19 protein-coding genes and 1 other RNA gene are annotated in these 20,600 nt (G+C 65.0%); 4 read left to right on the top strand and 16 right to left on the bottom strand.

The features are described from left to right. Positions 1-33: 33 nt before the first annotated feature. From ftsA to rsmI, 16 genes are all read right to left on the bottom strand, one after another. The gene (ftsA, locus tag FAS41_RS08905; RefSeq protein ID WP_045209630.1) at positions 34-1,281 is read right to left on the bottom strand and encodes a cell division protein FtsA; all 1,248 of its coding nucleotides are present in this window, start codon (positions 1,279-1,281) and stop codon (positions 34-36) included. 21 nt (positions 1,282-1,302) lie between these two features. Next, positions 1,303-2,166: a cell division protein FtsQ/DivIB gene (locus FAS41_RS08900; RefSeq protein WP_138521325.1), complete on the bottom strand. Its 864-nt coding sequence runs from the start codon at positions 2,164-2,166 to the stop codon at positions 1,303-1,305. A gap of 3 nt (positions 2,167-2,169) precedes the next feature. Further along, entirely contained in the window at positions 2,170-3,117 is a 948-nt protein-coding gene (locus FAS41_RS08895; protein WP_138521323.1) for a D-alanine--D-alanine ligase, read from the bottom strand. Next, a complete protein-coding gene (gene murC, locus FAS41_RS08890; RefSeq protein WP_138521321.1) occupies positions 3,114-4,568 on the bottom strand; it encodes a UDP-N-acetylmuramate--L-alanine ligase in 1,455 nt (484 codons plus the stop codon). The genes FAS41_RS08895 and murC overlap by 4 nt, the downstream gene beginning before the upstream one ends. Then, complete coding sequence (gene murG / locus FAS41_RS08885; protein ID WP_138521319.1) at positions 4,561-5,634, bottom strand: undecaprenyldiphospho-muramoylpentapeptide beta-N-acetylglucosaminyltransferase; 1,074 nt, start codon at positions 5,632-5,634, stop codon at positions 4,561-4,563. Before murG ends, murC begins: the two co-directional genes overlap by 8 nt. Further along, a complete protein-coding gene (gene ftsW, locus FAS41_RS08880; RefSeq protein WP_017518101.1) occupies positions 5,624-6,823 on the bottom strand; it encodes a putative lipid II flippase FtsW in 1,200 nt (399 codons plus the stop codon). Before ftsW ends, murG begins: the two co-directional genes overlap by 11 nt. Then, positions 6,823-8,169, bottom strand: coding sequence for a UDP-N-acetylmuramoyl-L-alanine--D-glutamate ligase (gene murD / locus FAS41_RS08875; protein WP_138521317.1), 1,347 nt, complete (start codon positions 8,167-8,169; stop codon positions 6,823-6,825). Before murD ends, ftsW begins: the two co-directional genes overlap by 1 nt. A gap of 13 nt (positions 8,170-8,182) precedes the next feature. Then, positions 8,183-9,265 (bottom strand): phospho-N-acetylmuramoyl-pentapeptide-transferase, encoded by a 1,083-nt coding sequence (mraY, locus tag FAS41_RS08870; protein WP_081517491.1) that lies wholly within the window; start codon positions 9,263-9,265, stop codon positions 8,183-8,185. Further along, positions 9,266-10,630, bottom strand: coding sequence for a UDP-N-acetylmuramoyl-tripeptide--D-alanyl-D-alanine ligase (locus FAS41_RS08865; protein ID WP_138521315.1), 1,365 nt, complete (start codon positions 10,628-10,630; stop codon positions 9,266-9,268). It abuts the gene before it with no gap. Continuing rightward, positions 10,623-12,086: a UDP-N-acetylmuramoyl-L-alanyl-D-glutamate--2,6-diaminopimelate ligase gene (locus FAS41_RS08860; protein ID WP_138521313.1), complete on the bottom strand. Its 1,464-nt coding sequence runs from the start codon at positions 12,084-12,086 to the stop codon at positions 10,623-10,625. Before FAS41_RS08860 ends, FAS41_RS08865 begins: the two co-directional genes overlap by 8 nt. Continuing rightward, complete coding sequence (locus FAS41_RS08855; RefSeq protein WP_138521311.1) at positions 12,086-13,834, bottom strand: peptidoglycan D,D-transpeptidase FtsI family protein; 1,749 nt, start codon at positions 13,832-13,834, stop codon at positions 12,086-12,088. The genes FAS41_RS08860 and FAS41_RS08855 overlap by 1 nt, the downstream gene beginning before the upstream one ends. Next, positions 13,831-14,124, bottom strand: coding sequence for a cell division protein FtsL (gene ftsL / locus FAS41_RS08850; RefSeq protein WP_045209619.1), 294 nt, complete (start codon positions 14,122-14,124; stop codon positions 13,831-13,833). Before ftsL ends, FAS41_RS08855 begins: the two co-directional genes overlap by 4 nt. Continuing rightward, on the bottom strand, positions 14,121-15,062 hold the full coding sequence (gene rsmH, locus FAS41_RS08845) for a 16S rRNA (cytosine(1402)-N(4))-methyltransferase RsmH (RefSeq protein WP_138521309.1): 942 nt from the start codon (positions 15,060-15,062) through the stop codon (positions 14,121-14,123). Before rsmH ends, ftsL begins: the two co-directional genes overlap by 4 nt. An 8-nt stretch (positions 15,063-15,070) precedes the next feature. Beyond that, positions 15,071-15,526, bottom strand: coding sequence for a division/cell wall cluster transcriptional repressor MraZ (gene mraZ / locus FAS41_RS08840; protein WP_081517487.1), 456 nt, complete (start codon positions 15,524-15,526; stop codon positions 15,071-15,073). Between the two features lie 307 nt (positions 15,527-15,833). Beyond that, positions 15,834-16,190, bottom strand: an RNA gene (gene rnpB, locus FAS41_RS08835) — RNase P RNA component class A. A 40-nt stretch (positions 16,191-16,230) separates the two neighbouring features. Beyond that, on the bottom strand, positions 16,231-17,079 hold the full coding sequence (gene rsmI / locus FAS41_RS08830) for a 16S rRNA (cytidine(1402)-2'-O)-methyltransferase (RefSeq protein ID WP_171049467.1): 849 nt from the start codon (positions 17,077-17,079) through the stop codon (positions 16,231-16,233). A 127-nt stretch (positions 17,080-17,206) separates the two neighbouring features. On the opposite strand from rsmI, the gene FAS41_RS08825 reads away from it, so the two are divergent. The 4 genes from FAS41_RS08825 to FAS41_RS08810 are packed head-to-tail and all read left to right on the top strand — an operon-like array spanning position 17,207 to position 20,592. After that, the gene (locus tag FAS41_RS08825; RefSeq protein WP_138521305.1) at positions 17,207-19,021 is read left to right on the top strand and encodes a penicillin-binding protein activator; all 1,815 of its coding nucleotides are present in this window, start codon (positions 17,207-17,209) and stop codon (positions 19,019-19,021) included. Beyond that, a complete protein-coding gene (locus FAS41_RS08820; RefSeq protein ID WP_138521303.1) occupies positions 19,018-19,395 on the top strand; it encodes a YraN family protein in 378 nt (125 codons plus the stop codon). Before FAS41_RS08825 ends, FAS41_RS08820 begins: the two co-directional genes overlap by 4 nt. A gap of 28 nt (positions 19,396-19,423) precedes the next feature. Further along, positions 19,424-20,017: a phosphoheptose isomerase gene (locus tag FAS41_RS08815; protein ID WP_017518113.1), complete on the top strand. Its 594-nt coding sequence runs from the start codon at positions 19,424-19,426 to the stop codon at positions 20,015-20,017. After that, on the top strand, positions 20,014-20,592 hold the full coding sequence (locus tag FAS41_RS08810) for a BON domain-containing protein (protein ID WP_138521301.1): 579 nt from the start codon (positions 20,014-20,016) through the stop codon (positions 20,590-20,592). The genes FAS41_RS08815 and FAS41_RS08810 overlap by 4 nt, the downstream gene beginning before the upstream one ends. Positions 20,593-20,600 lie beyond the last annotated feature (8 nt).

Raw genomic sequence — 20,600 nt, 5'->3', positions numbered from 1 at the left:
AGTTGTGTTGCCTACGTTTACCGCGGTGGTAAATCAGAAATTGCCCTGGACCCAGCGTTTGAGCTTTTCCAGTACCGGTGTCTTGGGTTCGTCGCTGCTGAAGCTGCTGCCGGACATGGAGATGCCGTCGGATTGCTTTTGCAGTCCGTACAGGAGCAGCCCCACGCCGGTGGAATAGATTGGATTGCGCACGACGTCGGCCAGTCCCTTGACGCTGTGGGGTACGCCCAGGCGCACCGGCATGTGAAAGATCTCTTCGGCCAGCTCGACGGCGCCTTCCATCTTGGAAGTGCCACCGGTCAGGACGATCCCGGCTGGAATCAGGTCCTCGTAGCCACTGCGACGCAGCTCTGCCTGAACCAGGGTGAAGAGCTCGTCGTAGCGAGGCTCGACCACTTCGGCAAGCGCTTGGCGCGACAGTTCCCGCGGCGGACGATCACCGACGCTGGGCACCTTGATGGTTTCGCCGGGGCCGGCCAGTTTGGCCAGTGCACAGGCGTAGCGAATCTTGATTTCCTCAGCGTACTGAGTCGGGGTGCGCAGCGCCATGGCGATGTCATTGGTGACCTGGTCACCAGCGATCGGGATCACCGCCGTGTGGCGGATGGCGCCTTCGGTAAAGATGGCGATATCGGTGGTGCCGCCGCCGATGTCCACCAGGCATACGCCCAGTTCCTTCTCGTCCTCGGTGAGCACGGAGTAGGCCGAGGCCAACTGCTCGAGGATGATGTCGTCCACCTCAAGACCGCAGCGGCGCACGCACTTCTCGATGTTCTGTGCGGCGTTCACGGCGCAGGTCACCACGTGCACCTTGGCTTCCAGGCGGACGCCGGACATGCCCAGCGGCTCGCGTACGCCTTCCTGGTTATCGATCACGTAGTCCTGGGCCAGGGTGTGCAGCACACGCTGGTCGGCCGGGATGGCCACGGCCTGGGCCGCGTCCAGCACGCGTTCGATGTCCGCGCCGCTGACTTCGCGGTCGCGGATCGCCACGATGCCGTGGGAGTTCAGGCTGCGGATATGGTTGCCGGCGATGCCGACGAAGGCCGAGTGGATACGGCAGCCAGCCATCTGCTGGGCTTCATCGATGGCGCGCTGGATCGATTGCACGGTGGATTCGATGTTGACCACCACGCCCTTCTTCAGGCCGCGCGACGGATGCGTCCCGATGCCGACGATTTCCAGCTTGCCATCGGCCGCCACCTCGCCCACCAGCGCCACCACCTTGGAGGTGCCGATGTCCAGGCCGACGACCATTTTGCCGCTCTGCACGCTTGCCATGTTTATAGAAGTCTCCTCAACTCACTGCGCGGCGGTGGTCTGAGCCACCGTCGCTCCCGGCATCGGATCGCGCCAACCCACGGCCAGGCCGTTGGGGTAGCGCATGTCGATGCGGGCAATTTTCGTAATCTGGTCTTTCAGCGCCTTGTCGTAGATGGTCACGAACCGGCGAATCTGTTCTACCGCGTGATCGCGGCCCAGCATGATCTCCACGCCCTGAGCGGTACCCAGGGTCCAGGCGCCGCGCGAACTCATGTCCAGGCTGGCGATGGTGAAGCCCAGCGGGCGGAGCATCTGGCTGAGAATCTGGTATTGCTGCATCACTTGCTGTTGAGCGCGCTGCGGGCCGGACAGGCGCGGCAGGTGCTCGTAGTTGGCCACTTCACGCGGGGCAAAAGCCTGACCCTGGTTGTTCAGCAGGGCTTCGTCACCCCAACGGGCGATGGGCAATTGCTCGTCCAGGCGGACAACCACCTGATCAGGCCAAACGCGGCGCACTTCGGCATGGGCGATCCAGGGCATCTGCTCCAGCTCCTGACGCATGCCGGCCAGGTCGATGGTGAAGAAGCTGGCCGACACGTAGGGGCTGATCCGCTGCTGCACCGCTGCTTGGCTGATGTAGCTGAGGTCGCCTTCCACGCTGACCTTGGCAATCGGGCGGTCGGCATAGGGCAGCACGTATTGCGCGCCGTAGTAAGCACCGCCGCCGAGCACGCCCAGCACCAGAGGCCACAGCAGCACCTTCAGGAAGCCGAAGCTGGGTTTGGGCATGCGAGCGCTGAGCGGCTCCTTGGCCACCAGACGGCTGGCGCCGCGCGGCACCGGCTTGCGTGCGGGGGCACGGCCGATTCCGGGATTCTGGTGACGAAGCTGCGCGCCGTTCATGACTTACCCCCTTGCCTCGACGCTGTCGGCGAGGATCGCCAGCACCAGTTGCTGGAAATCCAGGCCGGCCGCGCGCGCGGCCATGGGCACCAGGCTGTGGTCGGTCATGCCCGGTGCGGTGTTCACTTCCAACAGCCAGAAACGCCCTTGGGCGTCCTGCATCACATCGGTCCGACCCCAGCCCTGGATGCCGAGGGCATCGCAGGCGCGCGCGGTCAGGTCCTTGAGCTCCTGCTCCTTGTCGGCGTCGAGGCCGCAGGGAATCTGGTACTGGGTATCGTTGGCCAGGTACTTCGCGTCGTAGTCATAGAAGGTGTGCGGGGTGCCCAGGCGAATGGGCGGCAGCACCTGGCCACGAAGGATCGCGACGGTGAACTCGGGGCCGCTGATCCATTGCTCGACGAGCACCTGCGGGTCGTATTTCGCGGCGACGGTCCAGGCGGCGATCAGCTCCTGCTCGCTGTTCACCTTGGCCATGCCGATACTGGAGCCCTCGCTGGCAGGCTTGACGATCAGCGGGAAACCCAGCTTCGCGGCCGCGGCACGGCAATCGTCCTCGCTGGCGAGGACAGCGTGGTCAGGCGTCGGCAGGCCCAGGCTCAGCCACACACGCTTGGTGCGCAGCTTGTCCATGGCCAATGCGGAAGCCAGCACACCGCTGCCGGTGTAAGGAATACCAGCGATTTCCAGCAGGCCCTGCATGGTGCCGTCTTCACCGCCACGACCGTGGAGGATGATGAAGGCGCGGTCGATTTTCTCGCGGGTCAGTCGCTCCAGCAGATCGTCGCCCACATCGATGCCAAAAGCGTCCACGCCTGCGCCCTGCAGAGCCTGCAGGACCATGGTGCCGGACTTCAGCGACACCTCGCGCTCGGCGCTCTTGCCGCCATACAGCACAGCGACGCGACCGAAGGCGCGGGGCTCGAGGGCGGATTTGAGGGCGTCACTCATTGTTTCTTCCCCTCGACGCCAGCAGCAGCGGCGCCGAACATCGGGTTCTTGATCAGTGCCGGAGCCAGCCCGCCGATATCGCCGGCGCCCTGGCAGAGCAAGATGTCGCCCGGACGCAGGAGCGGCTTGAGCAGAGAAGCGAGGTCACCGCCGCGCTCCAGATAGATCGGGTCGAGCTGGCCGCGCTGGCGGATGCTGTGGCACAGGTGACGGCTGTCGGCGCCGGGGATCGGCTCTTCGCCGGCCGGGTAGACTTCCATCAGCATCAGCACGTTGGCTTCGCCCAGCACCTGCACGAAGTCGTCATACAGATCACGGGTACGGCTGAAGCGGTGCGGTTGGTAGACCATCACCAGACGGCGCTCCGGCCAGCCACCACGCACGGCCTTGATTACCGCCGCGACTTCGCGCGGGTGGTGGCCGTAGTCGTCGACCAGCATCACGCTGCCGCCTTCCACCTGCAGGTCGCCGTAGACCTGGAAGCGTCGGCCGACGCCCTGGAAACCGGACAGGCCCTGGACGATGGCCTCATCGGAGATGCCCTCGTCGGTGGCAATGACAATGGTCGCCAGGGAGTTCAGCACGTTGTGCAGGCCGGGCATGTTCACCGAAACGTCCAGCGGCTCGCGCTCGGGGCGCAGCACGGTGAAGTAGGTACGCATGCCTTCCTGGCGGATGTTGATGGCGCGGACGTCGGCGTCCTCGCTCAGGCCGTAAGTGACGGTGGGGCGGGCGACCTGCGGCAGGATCTCGCGCACGACCGGGTCGTCCACACAGACCACGGCCAGACCGTAGAACGGCAGGTTGTGCAGGAAGTCGACGAAGGTGCGCTTGAGCTTGTTGAAGTCGCCGCCGTAGGTGCTCATGTGGTCGGCGTCGATGTTGGTGACCACCGAGACCATCGGCTGCAGGTGCAGGAAGCTGGCGTCGCTCTCGTCCGCCTCGGCCACCAGGTAACGGCTGGTACCCAGCTGCGCGTTGGTGCCGGCGGCGTTCAGGCGGCCGCCGATGACGAAGGTCGGGTCCAGGCCGCCGGCAGCGAATACCGAGGCGATCAGGCTGGTGGTGGTGGTCTTGCCGTGGGTACCGGCTACGGCGATACCGTGGCGGTAGCGCATCAGCTCGGCGAGCATCTCGGCACGCGGCACGACCGGCACGCGGCGATCCAGCGCAGCGGCAACTTCCGGGTTCGACTTGTTCACCGCGCTGGATACCACCAGCACGTCGGCGCCGTCGGAGTTCTCCGCGCGGTGGCCGATGAAGATTTCCGCGCCGAATTTTTCCAGGCGCTCGGTAACCGGCGACGCCTTGAGGTCGGAGCCGGAGACTTCGTAGCCGAGGTTGAGCAGCACTTCCGCGATACCGCACATGCCCACGCCACCGATGCCGACGAAGTGGATGCGGCGGATGCGCCGCATGGTGCGGGTGACGCCGGTGGGTTCTTTAACCACGGGCCACCTCCAGGCAGGCATCGACTACCGTGCGGGTAGCCTCGGGCTTGGCCAGGCTGCGTGCGCGAGCGGCCATGCGGGTCAGGGAATCGGGATGCATCAATACCTCGGACAACTGCGCGGCCAGTTCGGCGGCGCTGGTAGATTTCTGTGGCAGCAGAAGGGCCGCGCCCTCCCGCACCAGGAATTCGGCGTTCTTGGTCTGGTGGTCGTCGATCGCATGGGGTAGCGGCACCAGGAAGGACGGCAGGCCGGCGGCAGTCAGCTCGCTCACGGTCAGCGCTCCGGCGCGGCAGATCACCAGATCGGCCCAGGCGTAGGCAGCGGCCATGTCTGCGATGAACGGAGCTACGTCCGCTTCGACACCCGCAGTGCGATAACGCTCCGCTGTAATTTCGTCATGCTGACGACCGGCCTGATGGCGAATGGCCGGGCGAATCTCAGCCGGCACCTGCGCCAGCGCTTCGGGCAGCAGCTTGTTCAGTGGTTCGGCGCCCAGGCTGCCACCCAGCACCAGCAGGTTGACGCGACGACCAGCCAACGGCGCACGGGCGTCCTCCTCCAGGAACAGTTCAACGCGCACCGGGTTGCCAGTGGTCAGGCGCTTGGCGCTGCTGTCGAAAGTATCCGGGAAGGCTTCGCAGACACGCTTGGCCAGCGGCGCGAGGCTGCGATTGGCGGTGCCGGCGACGGCGTTCTGCTCATGGATCACCAGCGGCACGCCGGACAGCTTGGCAGCCAGGCCGCCCGGACCGGTGACGTAGCCACCCAGGCCGAGCACGCAGACCGGCTTGAGCTGGCGCACCACGCCCAGGGCCTGGAACAGCGACTTGAGCAGATCGAACGGCGCTCGCAGCAGGGACTTGAGGCCCTTGCCACGCAGGCCGCTGACGTTGATCAGGTGCAGCGGCAGGCCGGCCTTGGGTACCAGATCGTTTTCGATACCACGTGGGGTGCCCAGCCAGTGCACGCTGTAACCGCGTGCCTGGAACTCACGTGCGCAGGCCAGGGCCGGGAACACGTGTCCGCCGGTGCCGCCCGCCATGATCAGGACGTTACCTTTCATCGGCAAAGTCCTCTTCGCTGAATTCATATTCCTCGCTGCCCATCACGGTGCGGCGCTCCCATTCGATGCGCAGCAGCATCCCCAGCTGGGCACAGCAGATCACCAGGGAACTGCCGCCGTAGCTGAGGAACGGCAAGGTCAGGCCCTTGGTCGGCAGCAGGCCGACGTTCACTCCCACGTTGATCAGGAACTGGCCGATCCACAGGAAAGCCAGTCCGTAGGCGACGTAGGCGGAGAAGTACTGTTTCGACTGCTCGGCCCAGATACCGATGTACAGCGCGCGCAGGCTGACGAAGACGAACAGGGCCACGGTGGCCATCGCGCCTACGATGCCCAGCTCTTCGGCGAGGACCGCGAACACGAAGTCGGTGTGCGCCTCGGGCAGGTAGAACTGCTTCTGGATGCTGTTGCCCAGGCCCATGCCGGTCCAGCCGCCGCGGCCGAAGGCGATCAGCGCCTGGCTGAGCTGGTAGCCCGCGCCGAACTGGTCGGCCCAGGGATCGGTGAAGTTGGTCAGACGCGCCATCCGGTAAGGCTGGGTCTGGATCAGCAGCACCACGGCGCCGACCGCCAGCGCGACCATCAGGCCGAAGCGGAACAGGCCCACGCCGCCGAGGAACAGCATCGCGGCGGCCGCGCCCATCATCACCACGGTGGCGCCGAAGTCAGGCTCGCGCAACAGCAGGCCGGCCATCGGCAGCAGCACCACGAACGGCTTGAAAAAGCCCAGCCAGCTCTCGCGTACCTCCTCCTGGCGGCGAACCAGGTAGCCAGCCATGAAGATCACCACGAAGACCTTGGCGATCTCCGAGGGCTGGATGTTGAACAGGCCGAAGCCGATCCAGCGCATGGAACCGTTCACTTCGCGACCGATGCCGGGGGTGATCACCATCACCAGCAGCACAAAGGCCACGGCCAGCAGCTTCCAGCCCCAGCGCTGCCAGGTTTCCATCGGCACCATCATGGTCACGCCGCAGGCGACGAAGCCGATGGCGAGATAGATCAGGTGGCGGACCGAGAAGTACAGCGGGTTGCCGGACTGCGCCGCGGCGACTTCGGAGGATGCCGAAGTGACCATCACCAGGCCGAGGCCGAGCAGCGCCAGACAACCCGCAAGCAGCGGGAAGTCGATGTCGATGCCGTTGCGGCTGATCAGCGGGGACGGGTACGGGCGCAGGAAGGAGAACATCAGGCGAGCTCCTCCACGGCCTTGGCGAACAGGCGTCCGCGTTCTTCGTAATTCTTGAACATGTCCAGGCTCGCGCAGGCCGGCGACAGCAGTACCGCGTCGCCCGGCAGGGCCAGATCGCTGGCATGCTCGACAGCTTCTTCGAGGGTATTCACGCGAACCTTGGGCACGACGTTGCCAATGGCAGCGCCCACCAGCTCGGCGTCGCGGCCCAGCAGCACCACGGCGCGGCAATGTTGCGCGACCGGCTCACGCAGGTCGTGGAAGTCGGCACCCTTGCCGTCGCCACCGGCGATCAGCACCAGCTTGCCGTCGATGTCCGCTCCCAGGCCTTCGATGGCAGCCAGGGCAGCACCGACGTTGGTGGCCTTGGAGTCGTCGTAGTAGTTCACGCCATTGCGCTCGCGAACCCACTGGCAGCGGTGAGCGAGACCGGCGAACTCACGCAGGGTCTGCAGCATCGGCTCGAACGGCAGGCCAACGGCATGCCCCAGCGCCAGCGCGGCCAGGGCGTTGGACTGGTTGTGCGCACCACGGATCTTCAGCTCGCGCGCCGGCATCAGCTTGTCGAACTGGAAGGCCAGCCACTTCTCTCCGTCCTCTTCGATCAGGCCGAAGGCCTTGAAGTCCGGCTTGTTGATACCGAAGGTCCAGCACGGCACGTTGTCAGCGATCAGCGGGCGGCTCAACGCGTCGGCACGATTCACCACGACCTGTTTGGCGCCGCGGAAGATGCGGTGCTTGGCGAGGTGGTAATCGGCCATGCCGTCATAGCGGTCCATGTGGTCTTCGCTGACGTTGAGGCAGGTGGCGACCTCGGCGTTCAGACGCTCGCAGGTCTCCAGCTGAAAGCTGGACAGCTCCACCACATACAGCTCGACGTCATCGGCCAGCAGGTCCAGCGCCGGGGTGCCGAGGTTGCCGCCAACGGCGACGCGCTTGCCGGCTGCCTTGGCCATGTCGCCCACCAGGGTGGTGACGGTGCTCTTGGCGTTGGAACCGGTGATGGCGACGATCGGCGCCTTCGCGTGACGCGCGAACAGGTCGACATCGCCGGACAGGCGTACGCCACGGGCAGCGGCTTCGATCAGCGCCGGGACACGCAGCGACAGGCCGGGGCTCACGTAGAGTTCCTGGGCGCGGCAGAGGAAATCGGCGTCGAGGTCACCGCAGCGCACCTCGACCTGCGGGTACAGCTCGCGCAGGGTCGCCAGCTCCGGCGGATTCGCGCGCGTATCCGCCACGGCAAACGGCACGCCCTGGCGCGCCAGGTAGCGCACCAGGGACATGCCGCTCTTGCCGAGGCCGACAACGATGCGGAATTGGTCGGAAGCGATCAGGCTCATGCTCGATCAGTCCTCAACGCAGTTTCAACGTGGCCAGGCCGATCAGCACGAGAATCACCGTGATGATCCAGAAGCGCACGATCACGCGCGGCTCCGGCCAGCCTTTGAGTTCGAAGTGGTGGTGGATCGGCGCCATGCGGAACACCCGCTTGCCGGTCAGTTTGAAGGAGGCGACCTGGATCACCACCGACAGGGTTTCCATCACGAACACGCCGCCCATGATGAACAGCACGATTTCCTGGCGGACGATCACCGCGATGGTGCCCAGCGCGGCGCCGAGCGCCAGCGCGCCGACGTCACCCATGAAGACCTGCGCCGGATAGGTGTTGAACCAGAGGAAGCCCAGCCCTGCGCCGACGATGGCGCCGCAGAAGATGATCAGCTCGCCCGCACCCGGAACGCTCGGGATGAACAGGTATTCGGCGAATTTGATGTTGCCCGACAGGTAGCAGAAGATCCCCAGCGCGCCGCCGACCATCACGGTGGGCATGATGGCGAGGCCGTCGAGGCCGTCGGTCAGGTTCACCGCGTTGCTGGAGCCGACGATCACGAAGTAGGTCAGCACCACGAAGAAGATGCCCAGCGGGATCTCGACGTTCTTCAGCATCGGCACGATCAGGGTGGTCTCGACCGGCGTCTCGGCAGTCATATAGAGGAAGATCGCGGCGCCCAGGCCGAATACCGACTGCCAGAAATACTTCCAGCGGCTCGGCAGGCCACGGGAGTTCTTCTCGATCACCTTGCGGTAGTCATCCACCCAGCCGATGGCGCCGAACAGCAGGGTCACGGCCAGCACGACCCAGACGTAGCGGTTCGACCAGTCGGACCACAGCAGTGTGCTGATGGCGATGGCGGTGAGGATCAGCGCGCCACCCATGGTCGGCGTGCCTTTCTTGGACAGGTGCGATTGCGGACCGTCATTGCGCACGGACTGGCCGATCTGGCGGATCTGCAGGGTGCGGATCATCCACGGGCCCAGCCACAGCGACAGGGCGAGTGCGGTCAGCACACTCAGGATGCCGCGCAGGGTCAGGTACTGGAAGACGCCGAAGCCCTTGTAGAACTGTTGCAGGTACTCGGCGAGCAGCAGCAGCATTTAGTGACTCTCCTCGGAGGAACCACAGAGCGCCGCGACGACCTTGTCCATCGCCGCGCTGCGGGAACCCTTGATCAGAATGGTGGTTGTCGAAGCTTCTTCGGCCAGGGCCTGGATCAGGCTGGCCTGATCGGCGAAGTGCCGGCCCGCGGAACCGAACGCCTGCACGGCGTGGCTCATCAACGGTCCGACGGCATAGAGCGCGGTGACTTTGCCAATGGCGTAGGTTCCCACTTCGCGGTGGGAAGATTCCGCCCAGGCACCCAGCTCGCCCATGTCCCCGAGGACCAGGACGGTCCGGCCGGAAAAGCCGGCGAGTATATCAATCGCCGCGCAGATTGAAGCCGGGTTGGCGTTGTAGCTGTCATCGATCACACGCATGCCATTCGTCGCCAACTGGGCTACGGCGCGACCCTTGACCGGCTGCAGGTTCTGCAGGCCGGAAACGATCCCGACCAGTGGCACGCCAAGGGCATGGGCGGCGGCGGCGGCGGCCATCGCGTTCGTGACGTTGTGCTCACCGAGCAGATTCAGCTGAACGGCAGCCTCGCCAGCCGGGCCCTGCAGGGTGAACCCAGGGCAACCGCGGGCATCACGCTGTACATCGATGGCGCGGAAGTCGGCACGGGCGTCGTGCAGGCCGAAACTGGAGATACGGCGACCGGCGGCGCGGGCCTGCCAGGTGTCGAAGGCCTTGTCGTCACGGTTGAGGATGGCCACGCCGTCAGCGGCCAGCCCTTCGAGAATCTCGCCCTTGGCCAGGACGATCTTGTCCTGGCCGCCGAACTCACCCACGTGGGCAGTACCGGCGTTGGTGATGATGGCGACCTGCGGACGGGTCAGCGCGACGGTGTAGGCGATCTCGCCGACACGGTTGGCGCCCAACTCGATGACTGCACTCTTGTGTTCAGGAGCCAACTGCAACAGGGTCAGCGGCGCACCGAGGTCGTTGTTCAGATTGCCACGGGTCGCCAGGACTTCGCCCTGGGTGCGCAGGATGCTGGCTAGCATTTCCTTCACAGTGGTCTTGCCACTGGAACCGGTCACGGCGGCGACGCGGCCGGTGAAGGCTGCTCGATTCAGCGCGCCGAGCTGGCCCAATGCGATACGAGTATCTGCCACGACCAATTGCGGCAGCGGCGCACCCGCGACTTCGCGCTCGACCAGGGCGGCAACTGCACCCTTGGCAGCGACGTCGGCCAGGTAATCATGACCATCGAAGCGCGGCCCGGTCAGGGCAATGAACAGCTGGCCGGGCACGATGGCGCGGCTATCGGTGCTCACGGCGTCGAAGCTGGTATCGGCACCGACCACACGGCCCTGCAGCGTACCCGCGACTTCGTTGAGCGAAAGGGGCTTAAGCACGCTTCACCTCCCAGGCAGCCAGCGCCTTGGCGGCTTGATCCAGATCGGAGAACGGGTGGCGAACACCGTCGATCTCCTGGTAATCCTCATGCCCCTTGCCAGCCAGCAGCACGACATCATCAACGCCGGCAGCAGCGATCAGGCGGGCGATGGCCTCGCCCCGACCCGGCACGAATTCGACCACTTCGGGCTTGGCGAAGCCGGCACGAATGTCCGCGATGATCGCGTCGCTCTTCTCGGTGCGCGGGTTGTCGTCGGTGACCAGCACGCGGTCAGCATGCTGCTCGGCGATCTGCGCCATGATCGGGCGCTTGCCACTGTCACGGTCGCCGCCGCAGCCGAACAGGCACAGCAGTCGACCATGAACGTGCGGGCGCAGGGCCAGCAGGACTTTTTCCAGCGCGTCCGGAGTGTGGGCGTAGTCCACGACTACCAACGGTTTTTCGCCGCCGCCCAGGCGCTGCATGCGCCCAATCGGACCTTCCAGCTGCGGCAGCACCTTGAGCACGTCGCCCAGCGGGTAGTCCAGGCCCAGCAGCGCACCGACCACGGCCAGCAGGTTGCTCAGGTTGAACTTGCCCAGCAGCGAGCTGCGCAGCAGGCCTTCGCCCTGGGGGGCGACGATCTGCGCTTGCACGCCGGCATCGCTGAAGGTGGCTTCGCGGCAGTAGATGTAGGCCGACGGGTCGCTCAGGCTGTAACCCATCAGGCGGGACTCGTGGGACTCGGCGGCCAGCTGGCGGCCAAAATCGTCGTCCAGGTTGATCACCCGGCAACGCAGGCCTTGCCAGGCGAACAGCTTGGCCTTGGCGGCACCGTAGGCTTCCATCGAGCCGTGGTAGTCCAGGTGGTCGCGGGACAGATTGGTGAACACTGCCACATCGAAACCCAGCGCCGCGACACGGCCCTGCTCCAGGCCGTGGGAGGACACTTCCATGGCCACGGCCTTGGCGCCAGCCTGCTTCAGGCGTGCCAGGGTCGCCTGCACGGCGAGCGGATCAGGCGTGGTGTGGCGGCCGCTTTCCAGCGCGCCATAGAAACCGGTGCCGAGGGTGCCGACGATGCCGCAGCGCTCGCCGAGCAGGTCCAACGCCTGGGCCACCAGCTGGCTGACGCTGGTCTTGCCGTTGGTGCCAGTCACGCCCACCAGTTCGACGCCACGACTCGGCTCGCCATAGAAGCGCCCGGCAATGGCGGACAGCTGCTTGGCGAGGCCCTTGATGGCGATCATCGGCACATCGCTGGGCGGCAGATCGACTGCGCCCTCGGCCTCATAGGCGACTGCCGCAGCGCCCAGGCTGAGCGCGGCGGCAATGTGCCCGCGGCCATCCTGGCGACCACCCGGCACGGCCAGGAACAGGTCGCCCGGTTTGACGGTGCGGCTGTCCAGGGTCAGTTCGCGGATCAGTTCGCCGCTTTCGGCTTGTGGCAGCAGCTGGTTCAGGCTCATCGGCATCAGCCACGCCCTCCTTTGGCAGCGGGCGCAGCATCAGCTTGTTGCTGCGGGGTCGCCGGCAGGTTGTCCGGCGGCACGTTCATCAGGCGCAGCGTGCCGGACATCACCTTGCTGAACACCGGCGCGGACACCAGGCCACCGAAGTAGCCGGCCTTGCTGGGTTCATCGATGACCACCACGGCGACATAGCGCGGATTGCTCATCGGCGCGAAGCCGGCGAACAGGGAGCGGTAGGAATTCTCGGCGTAGCCCTTGGCGCCGGTCGCGGTCTTGCGCGCGGTACCGGACTTGCCGGCCACGTGGTAACCCGGCACCTGGGCGCGGTATACGCCGTTCGGCGCTTCGATCACTTGCTGCAGCATGCCCTGCATGGTCTTGGCGACCGGCTCGGGGATGACCTGGGTGGCTTCTGCCGGGCGATCAGCGCGGACCATGGTCAGCGGCACGCTGCGGCCATTGTTGGCCAACGCCGCATAGGCATGGGCCAGCTGGATCGCGGTGACGGAGAGGCCGTAGCCGTAGGACAGGGTCGCGGTTTCTGCCTTGCGCCATTCCCGGTAATTCGGCAGGTTGCCGACGCGCTCGCCGGGGAAGCCCAGACCGGTGTCCTGGCCGAGGCCGACCTTCTGCATCAGGCTGTAGATGGCTTCGCCACCGATATCGAAGGCGACCTTGCTCATGCCCACGTTACTGGAGCGGATCAGGATGCCGGTCAGGTCCAGCACCGGCCCTTCGGTGCGGGACACGTCACGAATGGTGTAACGGCCGATCTGCAGCGTGCCGGGGTAGACCTCGACCTTGTCGGTGGGCTTCCAGCGGCCGGTTTCCAGCGCCGCGCTCATGGAGAACGGCTTCATGGTCGAACCCGGCTCGAACACGTCGATCATGGCGCGGTTGCGCATCATCGCCGGCTGCAGGTTGCGACGGTTGTTCGGGTTGTAGGTCGGCTGGTTGGCCATGGCCAGCACTTCGCCGGACTTCACGTCGAGAATCACCAGGCTGCCGGCCTTGGCGCCGTTCTCCACCAGCGCATTGCGCAGCTCGCGGTTGGCGAGGTACTGCAGGCGCAGGTCGATGGACAGGGCCAGGGTCTTGCCGGCCTTGGCGTTACGGGTGACCTGCACATCGCGGATCAGGTGGCCACGGCGGTCCTTGAGCACCTGACGCTTGCCCGGCACACCAGCCAGCCAGCTGTCGAAGGCCAGTTCCACGCCTTCACGGCCGCGGTCGTCGACGTCGGTGAAGCCCACTACCTGAGCGGCAACCTCGCCGGACGGGTAGAAGCGGCGGAATTCCTCGACCGAATAGACGCCGGGAATTCGATGGGTCTTCACCTGGGCCATCACCGCGTCGCCCTGCTCCGGGGTCAGGCCCCGAACCAGATAGATGAACTCCTTGTCCGCGTTCGCATCCAGACGCTCGGACAGAGCCGCCTTGGGCTGACCAAGGGCGTCGGCGAGGAATCCCCACTTTTCACGTTCGAGGACCAACTCCTTGGGGTTGGCCCAGAGGGTCGCGACCGGAGTACTGACGGCCAGCGGCTCGCCATTACGATCGGTAATCAGGCCACGGTGCGCGGGAATGGTGATGTGGCGCACGCTGCGCGCATCGCCCTGGCCCTTGAGGAAGTCGTGGTCAATGACGTGCAGGTCGACGATCCGCCAGGCGATCGCCGCCACCATCGCCAGCAGCAGGGCGATGACGACGCGGAAGCGCCAGGGATAACGAGCGCCGGCCAGGTCTCTCATGGCGCCACCATGATGATTTCGGTCGGATCGGGCACGCGCATCTTCAACTGGTCGGTCGCCAGGCCTTCGATACGGCTGTGGGCCGTCCAGGTGCTCTGCTCGAGAATCAGGCGGCCGTACTCGGCCTGCGCCTTGTCGCGAATGTTGAGCTCGGTGTAAAGCGAGTTGAGCAGTTGGCGGTTCCAGTAAGCGCTGTAGGAAACGGAAATCGCGGACAGCAGCACGCCGATGAACAGCAGCAACATGAAGAAGCTGCCGGTAGGCAGACGCTTGGAGAACAGGCGGCTCATCTGAGCTTCTCCGCGATACGCATCACTGCGCTGCGCGAACGCGGGTTGGCCTTGAGCTCCGCCTCGGAGGCGTAGACCGGCTTGCCGATCAGCTTCATGCGTGGATCGAAAGGCTTGACCTGGATCGGCAGATTGCGTGGCAGATTGTCTGCCTCACCCTTCACCTGCTTGCGCATGAACTGTTTGACGATACGGTCTTCCAGCGAATGGAAGCTGATCACCACCAGGCGACCACCCACGGCCAGACCTTCCAGCGCAGCTTCAAGGCCGCGCTCCAGATCGCCCAACTCGTTGTTGATGAAGATGCGCAATCCCTGGAAAGCGCGAGTAGCCGGGTTCTTGCCCTTCTCCCAGGCCGGATTGGCCTCGGTGATTACGGCGGCCAGATCGGCAGTGCGCTCGAAAGGCGCTTCCGCGCGACGCTGCACGATGGCGCGAGCCATGCGTTTGGCGAAACGCTCTTCGCCGTAATCCTTGAACACGCGGGCGATCTCGTCTTCCGCAGCGGTGGCGATCCACTGCGCGGCACTGACGCCCTGCTCCGGGTTCATGCGCATGTCCAGCGGACCGTCATTGAGGAAGCTGAAGCCACGCTCCGGGTCATCCAGCTGCGGCGAGGACACGCCCAGGTCCAGCAGAATGCCGTTCACGCTGCCCTGCAGACCACGCGCGGAGAACTCTTCCGCCATCTCGGCGAAGGACCTTTGCACAATGACGAAGCGGCCGTCTTCGGCCGCCAGTGTTTTTCCCGTCGCAATCGCCTGGGGGTCCTTGTCGAACCCGAGCAGTTGACCGCCCGGGCCGAGCTTGCCGAGCAAGGCCCGGCTGTGCCCTCCCCTTCCGAAGGTGCCGTCCACATAGCGGCCGCCCTCCAGGGGGGCCAGCGCTTCGACGGCCTCCTCGAGCAGAACGGTGATGTGTTGGAAGGTACTGGTCACAGACAGGCTCACAGAATAAGGTCGCGCAATTCATCCGGCAGACCGCCGGGTTCTTTGATGGCTGCGAGATCGGCCTCGGCAACCGCATTCCATTTGTCTTCGTCCCACAACTGGAACTTGTTCAGCTGGCCGACCAGCATCGCTTTCTTGTCCAGGCCGGCGTACTCACGCAGGCGCGGCGGAATGAGAAAACGCCCGGCGCCATCCAGCTCCAGGTCAACGGCATTACCAATCAGCAAACGTTGCAGGCGCCGCGTTTCTTCGCGCAGCGAGGGCAGTTCGCGCAGCTTGGCTTCGATGAGTTCCCATTCCGGGAGGGGGTAGACGGTGAGGCAGGTGTCGACGGCATCGATGGTGACGATGAGCTGGCCATTGCAACGCGAAACGAGCTCGTCACGATACCGACTCGGCATCGCGAGGCGCCCTTTGGCGTCGAGACTGATGGCGTTAGCTCCGCGAAACACGTCAGCGCTTCCCCTGTGGTTGGCTATCCATGCCTGTTGATCCCACTTTTACCCACTTCGTACCACTTCCGCACACTATAGAAATCCACGCTCCCCACCGTCAAGGCGAGCCAGAGGGGAAAAATCCTTACAGGACCGAGATTTAGCGTGCTTTTGCGAGGTTCGGAGAGGGAATTTGACGCGCTAGAAAAGAGAAAAGCCCAGTGTTTTCAAAACACTGGGCTTTCATACTTAAAGTGATTTCTTAAGTTTGTAACTTCTTCCGGTCAGCGACAAATGGTCATGTGGGAAGAAGTGGAGAAAAAGTGCTGAGAGTCGATCTGTAAGCCGGGTTCTGTCGAGGACAGCCATTCCTCTGGGACATACATCACTGCATGCCTCAAGCGATCTACCCGAACCCAACGCGGGCCGCGCCAATGGGTTCCTATTTGATCTTGCTCCGAGTGGGGTTTACCTAGCCACGAACTGTTGCCAGCCGTGCGGTGCGCTCTTACCGCACCTTTTCACCCTTACCGGCGCTTGCGCGCTTAGGCGGTTATTTTCTGTGGCACTTTCCGTAGGCTCGCGCCTCCCAGGCGTTACCTGGCACTCTGCCCTATGGAGCCCGGACTTTCCTCCACCCCGTGGTGGAACACCACGGAACAGCGACTGTCCAATCGACTCTCAGTCCGCAAGGTTAGCGGCTGACGTCGCTCAGGACAAGCTCAAGCCTTGCCCTGTCTCTCCAGCGCGATCTGATAAAGCTGGTTCTTGCGCGCCCCGGTGATCTCCGCGGCAAGCGCTGCGGCACGCTTGACAGGCAGTTCCGCCAGCAGCAGATCGAGCACCCGCAGCGTCTGTGCGTCCACCGCCTCATCGCCTTCCGGTGCGGGCTTGCCGGCCACCAGCAGCACACACTCGCCGCGCTGCTGGTTACTGTCGGACGCCACGAATTCGCGCAACTCGCCCAGCGGCAGCCCTTTCAGGGTCTCGAAGGTCTTGGTCAGCTCGCGCGCCAGCAGCGCTGGCCGTTCGTCGCCAAAGATCGCCGCCATGTCCTCGATACACTCCAGCACGCGATGCGGCGCTTCGTAGAAGATCAGGGTGCGCGGCTCATCCACCAGCGCCTCCAGGCGCCCACGGCGGCCGGCGACCTTCGCCGGCAGGAAGCCTTCGAAGACAAAACGATCCGACGGCAGGCCAGCAGCGGAAAGCGCGGCGATCAGCGCACAAGCCCCCGGCACCGGCACGACAGCGATGCCCGCCGCGCGCGCCTGGCGCACCAGGTGGTAGCCCGGATCGGAAATCAGCGGCGTCCCCGCATCGGAGATCAGCGCGACGTCCTCGCCAGCCTGCAGCTTGGTGAGGAAGCGGCCGCCCTGCTCCCGCTCGTTGTGTTCGTGGCAGGCCGCCAGTGGCGTCTGGATGCCGAAGTGCTGCAGCAGGCGCACGGAGTGTCGGGTGTCTTCGGCCGCGATCAGGGCCACGTCGGCCAGCACCTTCAGCGCCCGGGCGCTGATGTCGTCCAGGTTGCCAATAGGAGTGGCCACCACATAGAGAGTGCCTAGGGTCACGCGGGAGAACCTCACCGGAAGTGTCGGAAAAGACGCATTGTATCCCGATTCCGGCAGCCGCCATCGCGTCCCCCTCGCCGCTTGGGTACAATCGGCAGCTCTTTGAATGCGTCACGAGAAGCCCGATATGATCGCTCGCCTGCGTCCGCTATCTGCTCTGTTCCTGGCCGGCATGCTCGCCGCCTGTGCATCCTCCCCGTCGTCCAATCTCGGCGAACTGCCGCGCACCCCGGACGCCAGCATCGAACAGCTGCTGCAGCAGGCCTCCACTGCCAAGCCGGACGAAGCTACCGTCCTGCGCCTGTCCGCCGCCGATCTGGCCTACAAGCAGAAGGATCTCGGCCGCTCTACGCAGATCCTCGACCAGATCCCCATGGACAGCCTGAAGCCCGCCCAGCAGGTCTTCGCCAGCACGCTGCGTGCCCAACTCGAACTGGCCCGCAACAAGACCAAGGCTGCACTGAAGGCCTTCGACAACCCCAGCTTCCAGCGCCTGGGCGAAATGCCAGTGGACCTTCAGGCCCGCGCCGGCATGGTCAAATCCCTGGCCCTGGCCGCCGACGGCCAGACCCTGAGCGCCGCCCGTGAGCGTGTGTTCATCGATCCGCTGCTCAACGCTGAGGCCAGCAAGGCCAACCATGAGGAAATCTGGAAACTGGTGTCCAGCCTGCCCCTGGATCAGATGCAGGCCAGCAGCAACGAAGGTGACCTGAACGGCTGGCTGGAACTGGCGCGCATCACCAAATCCTCGTCGACCCTGAAAGAACAGCAGTCGAACATCGACAACTGGGTCGCGCAGAACCCCGACCATCCGGCCGCCAAGCAATTGCCCGACGCGCTCACCAAGCTGAAGTCCCTGGCTGCCCAGCCGCTGAACAAGATCGGCCTGCTGCTGCCGCAGCAAGGCCAACTGGCCTCCGTCGCCCGCGCGCTGCAGGACGGCTTCCTCGCTGCCCACTACCAGGCCCAGCAGGGCGGCCAGGCGCAGCCGGCCATCAAGCTCTACGACAGTACCCAGGTGCGTTCGCTGGACGAGTTCTACCGCCAGGCCCAGGCCGATGGCGTACAACTGGTCGTCGGCCCGCTGGAGAAAAACCTGGTCAAGCAGATGAGCAGCCAGCCGCAACTGCCGATCACCACCCTCGCGCTGAACTACGCCGACGGCAACCAGGAAGGTCCGGCGCAGCTGTTCCAGTTCGGCCTGTCCGCCGAAGACGAAGCCCGCGAAGTCGCCAATCGCGCATGGAACGACGGCATGCGCCGCGCCGTGGCCCTGGTGCCACGTGGCGAGTGGGGTGATCGCGTACTCGCCTCCTTCAGCCGCAACTGGCAAGCCGCCGGCGGCACCCTGATCGCCGCCGAGCACGTCGACCAGCCAGTGGAACTGGCCCGCCAGATCGCCGACCTGCTGCAACTGCGCCAGAGCGAAGGCCGCGCCAAGCGCCTGCAGGGCGTGCTCGACAGCAGCGTCGACACCCAGCCGTCGCGCCGCCAGGACATCGACTTCATCTTCCTCGCCGCCACCCCGCAGCAAGCCCGCCAGATCAAACCGACCCTGGCCTTCCAGTACGCTGGCGACCTGCCGGTCTACGCCACCTCCAACTTGTACACCGGCGTGAACAACCCAGCACAGGACCAGGACCTGAACGGCATCCGCTTCTGCGAGACTCCGTGGCTGCTGAACCCGAACAACGCCCTGCGCCAGCAAGTCGCTGCGCAATGGCCGGCCGCCAACGGCAGCCTCGGTCGCCTGTACGCCATGGGCGCCGACGCCTACCAGCTGGCCCCGCGCCTGCCGGAACTCAAGGCCGTGCCGAGCATGCAGGTCGACGGCCTGACCGGCACCCTGAGCGTCAGCGCCAGCCAGCGTGTAGAGCGCCGCCTGCCCTGGGCCGAGTTCAAGAACGGCCAGGTCCAGCCGCTGGAGAATAGCGGTATTTGATCGGTAACAGCCCCACCCAGAAAGCCGGGCGGCAGGCTGAAGCCGCCGCCCTGGCCCACCTGGAACAGCATGGATTGCGCCTCCTGGCGCAGAACTGGATGTGCCGCCGAGGCGAGCTCGATCTGGTCATGCTGGACGGCGATACAGTAGTATTCGTCGAAGTTCGCTCCCGCCGGCATTCTGCCTGGGGCGGAGCGCTGGAGAGCGTGGACATGCGCAAGCGTCAACGCCTGGCCATTTCCGCCGAACTCTTCCTGCAACAGAACGCCCGCTGGAGCAGCCACCCCTGCCGGTTCGACATCGTCGCCATCGACGCGCGCACCCCAGGCTCCGCAGGGCACTTGAACTGGATTCCCAACGCTTTTGACACCTGATCAGACGCCCGACGAAAGGTCACACCTGATGGACATGCAATCCCGTATCCGCCAGCTCTTCCATGCCAGCATCGAGACCAAGCAACAGGCCACCGAGGTGCTCATCCCGCATATCGAGCAGGCCAGCATGGTCATGGTCAATGCCCTGCTGAACGAGGGCAAGATTCTCTCCTGCGGCAATGGCGGCTCCGCCGGCGACGCTCAGCACTTCTCCTCCGAACTGCTGAACCGCTTCGAGCGCGAGCGCCCGAGCCTGCCGGCGGTCGCCCTTACCACCGACAGCTCCACCATCACCTCGATCGCCAACGACTACAGCTACAACGAAGTCTTCTCCAAGCAGATCCGCGCACTGGGTCAACCAGGTGACGTACTGCTGGCGATTTCCACCAGCGGCAACTCGGCGAACGTCATTCAGGCGATCCAGGCCGCACATGATCGCGAAATGGTTGTCGTAGCTCTGACCGGCCGCGACGGCGGCAACATGGCATCGTTGCTGCTGCCCGAAGACGTGGAGATCCGCGTTCCGGCCAAGGTCACCGCACGCATCCAGGAAGTCCACCTGCTGGTCATACACTGCCTGTGCGACCTCATCGACCGTCAACTGTTCGGGAGTGAAGAATGACCCGTACCCCACTGATCGCAGCCGCACTGGCCGTGACCATGGCACTGGGTGGCTGCACGAGCTTCGTGAGCGCCACCCGCGACAAACCGATCGACGATGACAAGGGCACCCGCACCCTTGGCAGCAAGATCGACGATTCGCTGATCGAAACCAAGGTGGCAGTGAACGTCGCCAAGGCCGACCCCGCCCTCGACCGCGACTCCCACGTCGTGGTGATCAGCTACAACGGCGTGGTGCTGCTGGCCGGCCAGACTCCTCGCGCCGACCTGAAGAACAAGGCCGAACAGGCCGCCAAGGAAGTGCAGAAGGTCAAGACCGTGCACAACGAGCTGCAGATCCTGCAGCCCTCCTCCCTGGCTGCCCGCAGCAACGACACCTGGCTGACCACCAAGATCAAGAGCCAGATGCTCGCTGACGCGAACGTGCCCTCCACCCGCATCAAGGTCCTGACCGAGAACGGCATCGTCTACATGCTGGGCCTGGTCACCCGCAAGGAAGGCGACCTGGCTACCCAGGTGGTCCAGGGCGTGGACGGCGTGCAGAAGATCGTCCGCCTGTTCGAGTACATCGACTGATCACTCGA

The organism is Pseudomonas nicosulfuronedens (genome assembly GCF_005877905.1).
GTDB classification, from domain to species: domain Bacteria; phylum Pseudomonadota; class Gammaproteobacteria; order Pseudomonadales; family Pseudomonadaceae; genus Pseudomonas; species Pseudomonas nicosulfuronedens.
The sequence above is the reverse complement of the archived record's forward strand: the minus strand, read 5'-3'. Positions and strand labels throughout refer to the sequence as shown.

Excerpts from the sequence above, each read along its gene's own strand:
- ftsA (WP_045209630.1), bottom strand. The coding sequence starts at position 1,281 with ATGGCAAGCGTGCAGAGCGGCAAAATGGTCGTCGGCCTGGACATCGGC.
- FAS41_RS08900 (WP_138521325.1), bottom strand. The coding sequence starts at position 2,166 with ATGAACGGCGCGCAGCTTCGTCACCAGAATCCCGGAATCGGCCGTGCC.
- FAS41_RS08895 (WP_138521323.1), bottom strand. The coding sequence starts at position 3,117 with ATGAGTGACGCCCTCAAATCCGCCCTCGAGCCCCGCGCCTTCGGTCGC.
- murG (WP_138521319.1), bottom strand. The coding sequence starts at position 5,634 with ATGAAAGGTAACGTCCTGATCATGGCGGGCGGCACCGGCGGACACGTG.
- ftsW (WP_017518101.1), bottom strand. The coding sequence starts at position 6,823 with ATGTTCTCCTTCCTGCGCCCGTACCCGTCCCCGCTGATCAGCCGCAAC.
- murD (WP_138521317.1), bottom strand. The coding sequence starts at position 8,169 with ATGAGCCTGATCGCTTCCGACCAATTCCGCATCGTTGTCGGCCTCGGC.
- mraY (WP_081517491.1), bottom strand. The coding sequence starts at position 9,265 with ATGCTGCTGCTGCTCGCCGAGTACCTGCAACAGTTCTACAAGGGCTTC.
- FAS41_RS08860 (WP_138521313.1), bottom strand. The coding sequence starts at position 12,086 with ATGCCGATGAGCCTGAACCAGCTGCTGCCACAAGCCGAAAGCGGCGAA.
- FAS41_RS08855 (WP_138521311.1), bottom strand. The coding sequence starts at position 13,834 with ATGAGAGACCTGGCCGGCGCTCGTTATCCCTGGCGCTTCCGCGTCGTC.
- ftsL (WP_045209619.1), bottom strand. The coding sequence starts at position 14,124 with ATGAGCCGCCTGTTCTCCAAGCGTCTGCCTACCGGCAGCTTCTTCATG.
- FAS41_RS08825 (WP_138521305.1), top strand. The coding sequence starts at position 17,207 with ATGATCGCTCGCCTGCGTCCGCTATCTGCTCTGTTCCTGGCCGGCATG.
- FAS41_RS08815 (WP_017518113.1), top strand. The coding sequence starts at position 19,424 with ATGGACATGCAATCCCGTATCCGCCAGCTCTTCCATGCCAGCATCGAG.
- FAS41_RS08810 (WP_138521301.1), top strand. The coding sequence starts at position 20,014 with ATGACCCGTACCCCACTGATCGCAGCCGCACTGGCCGTGACCATGGCA.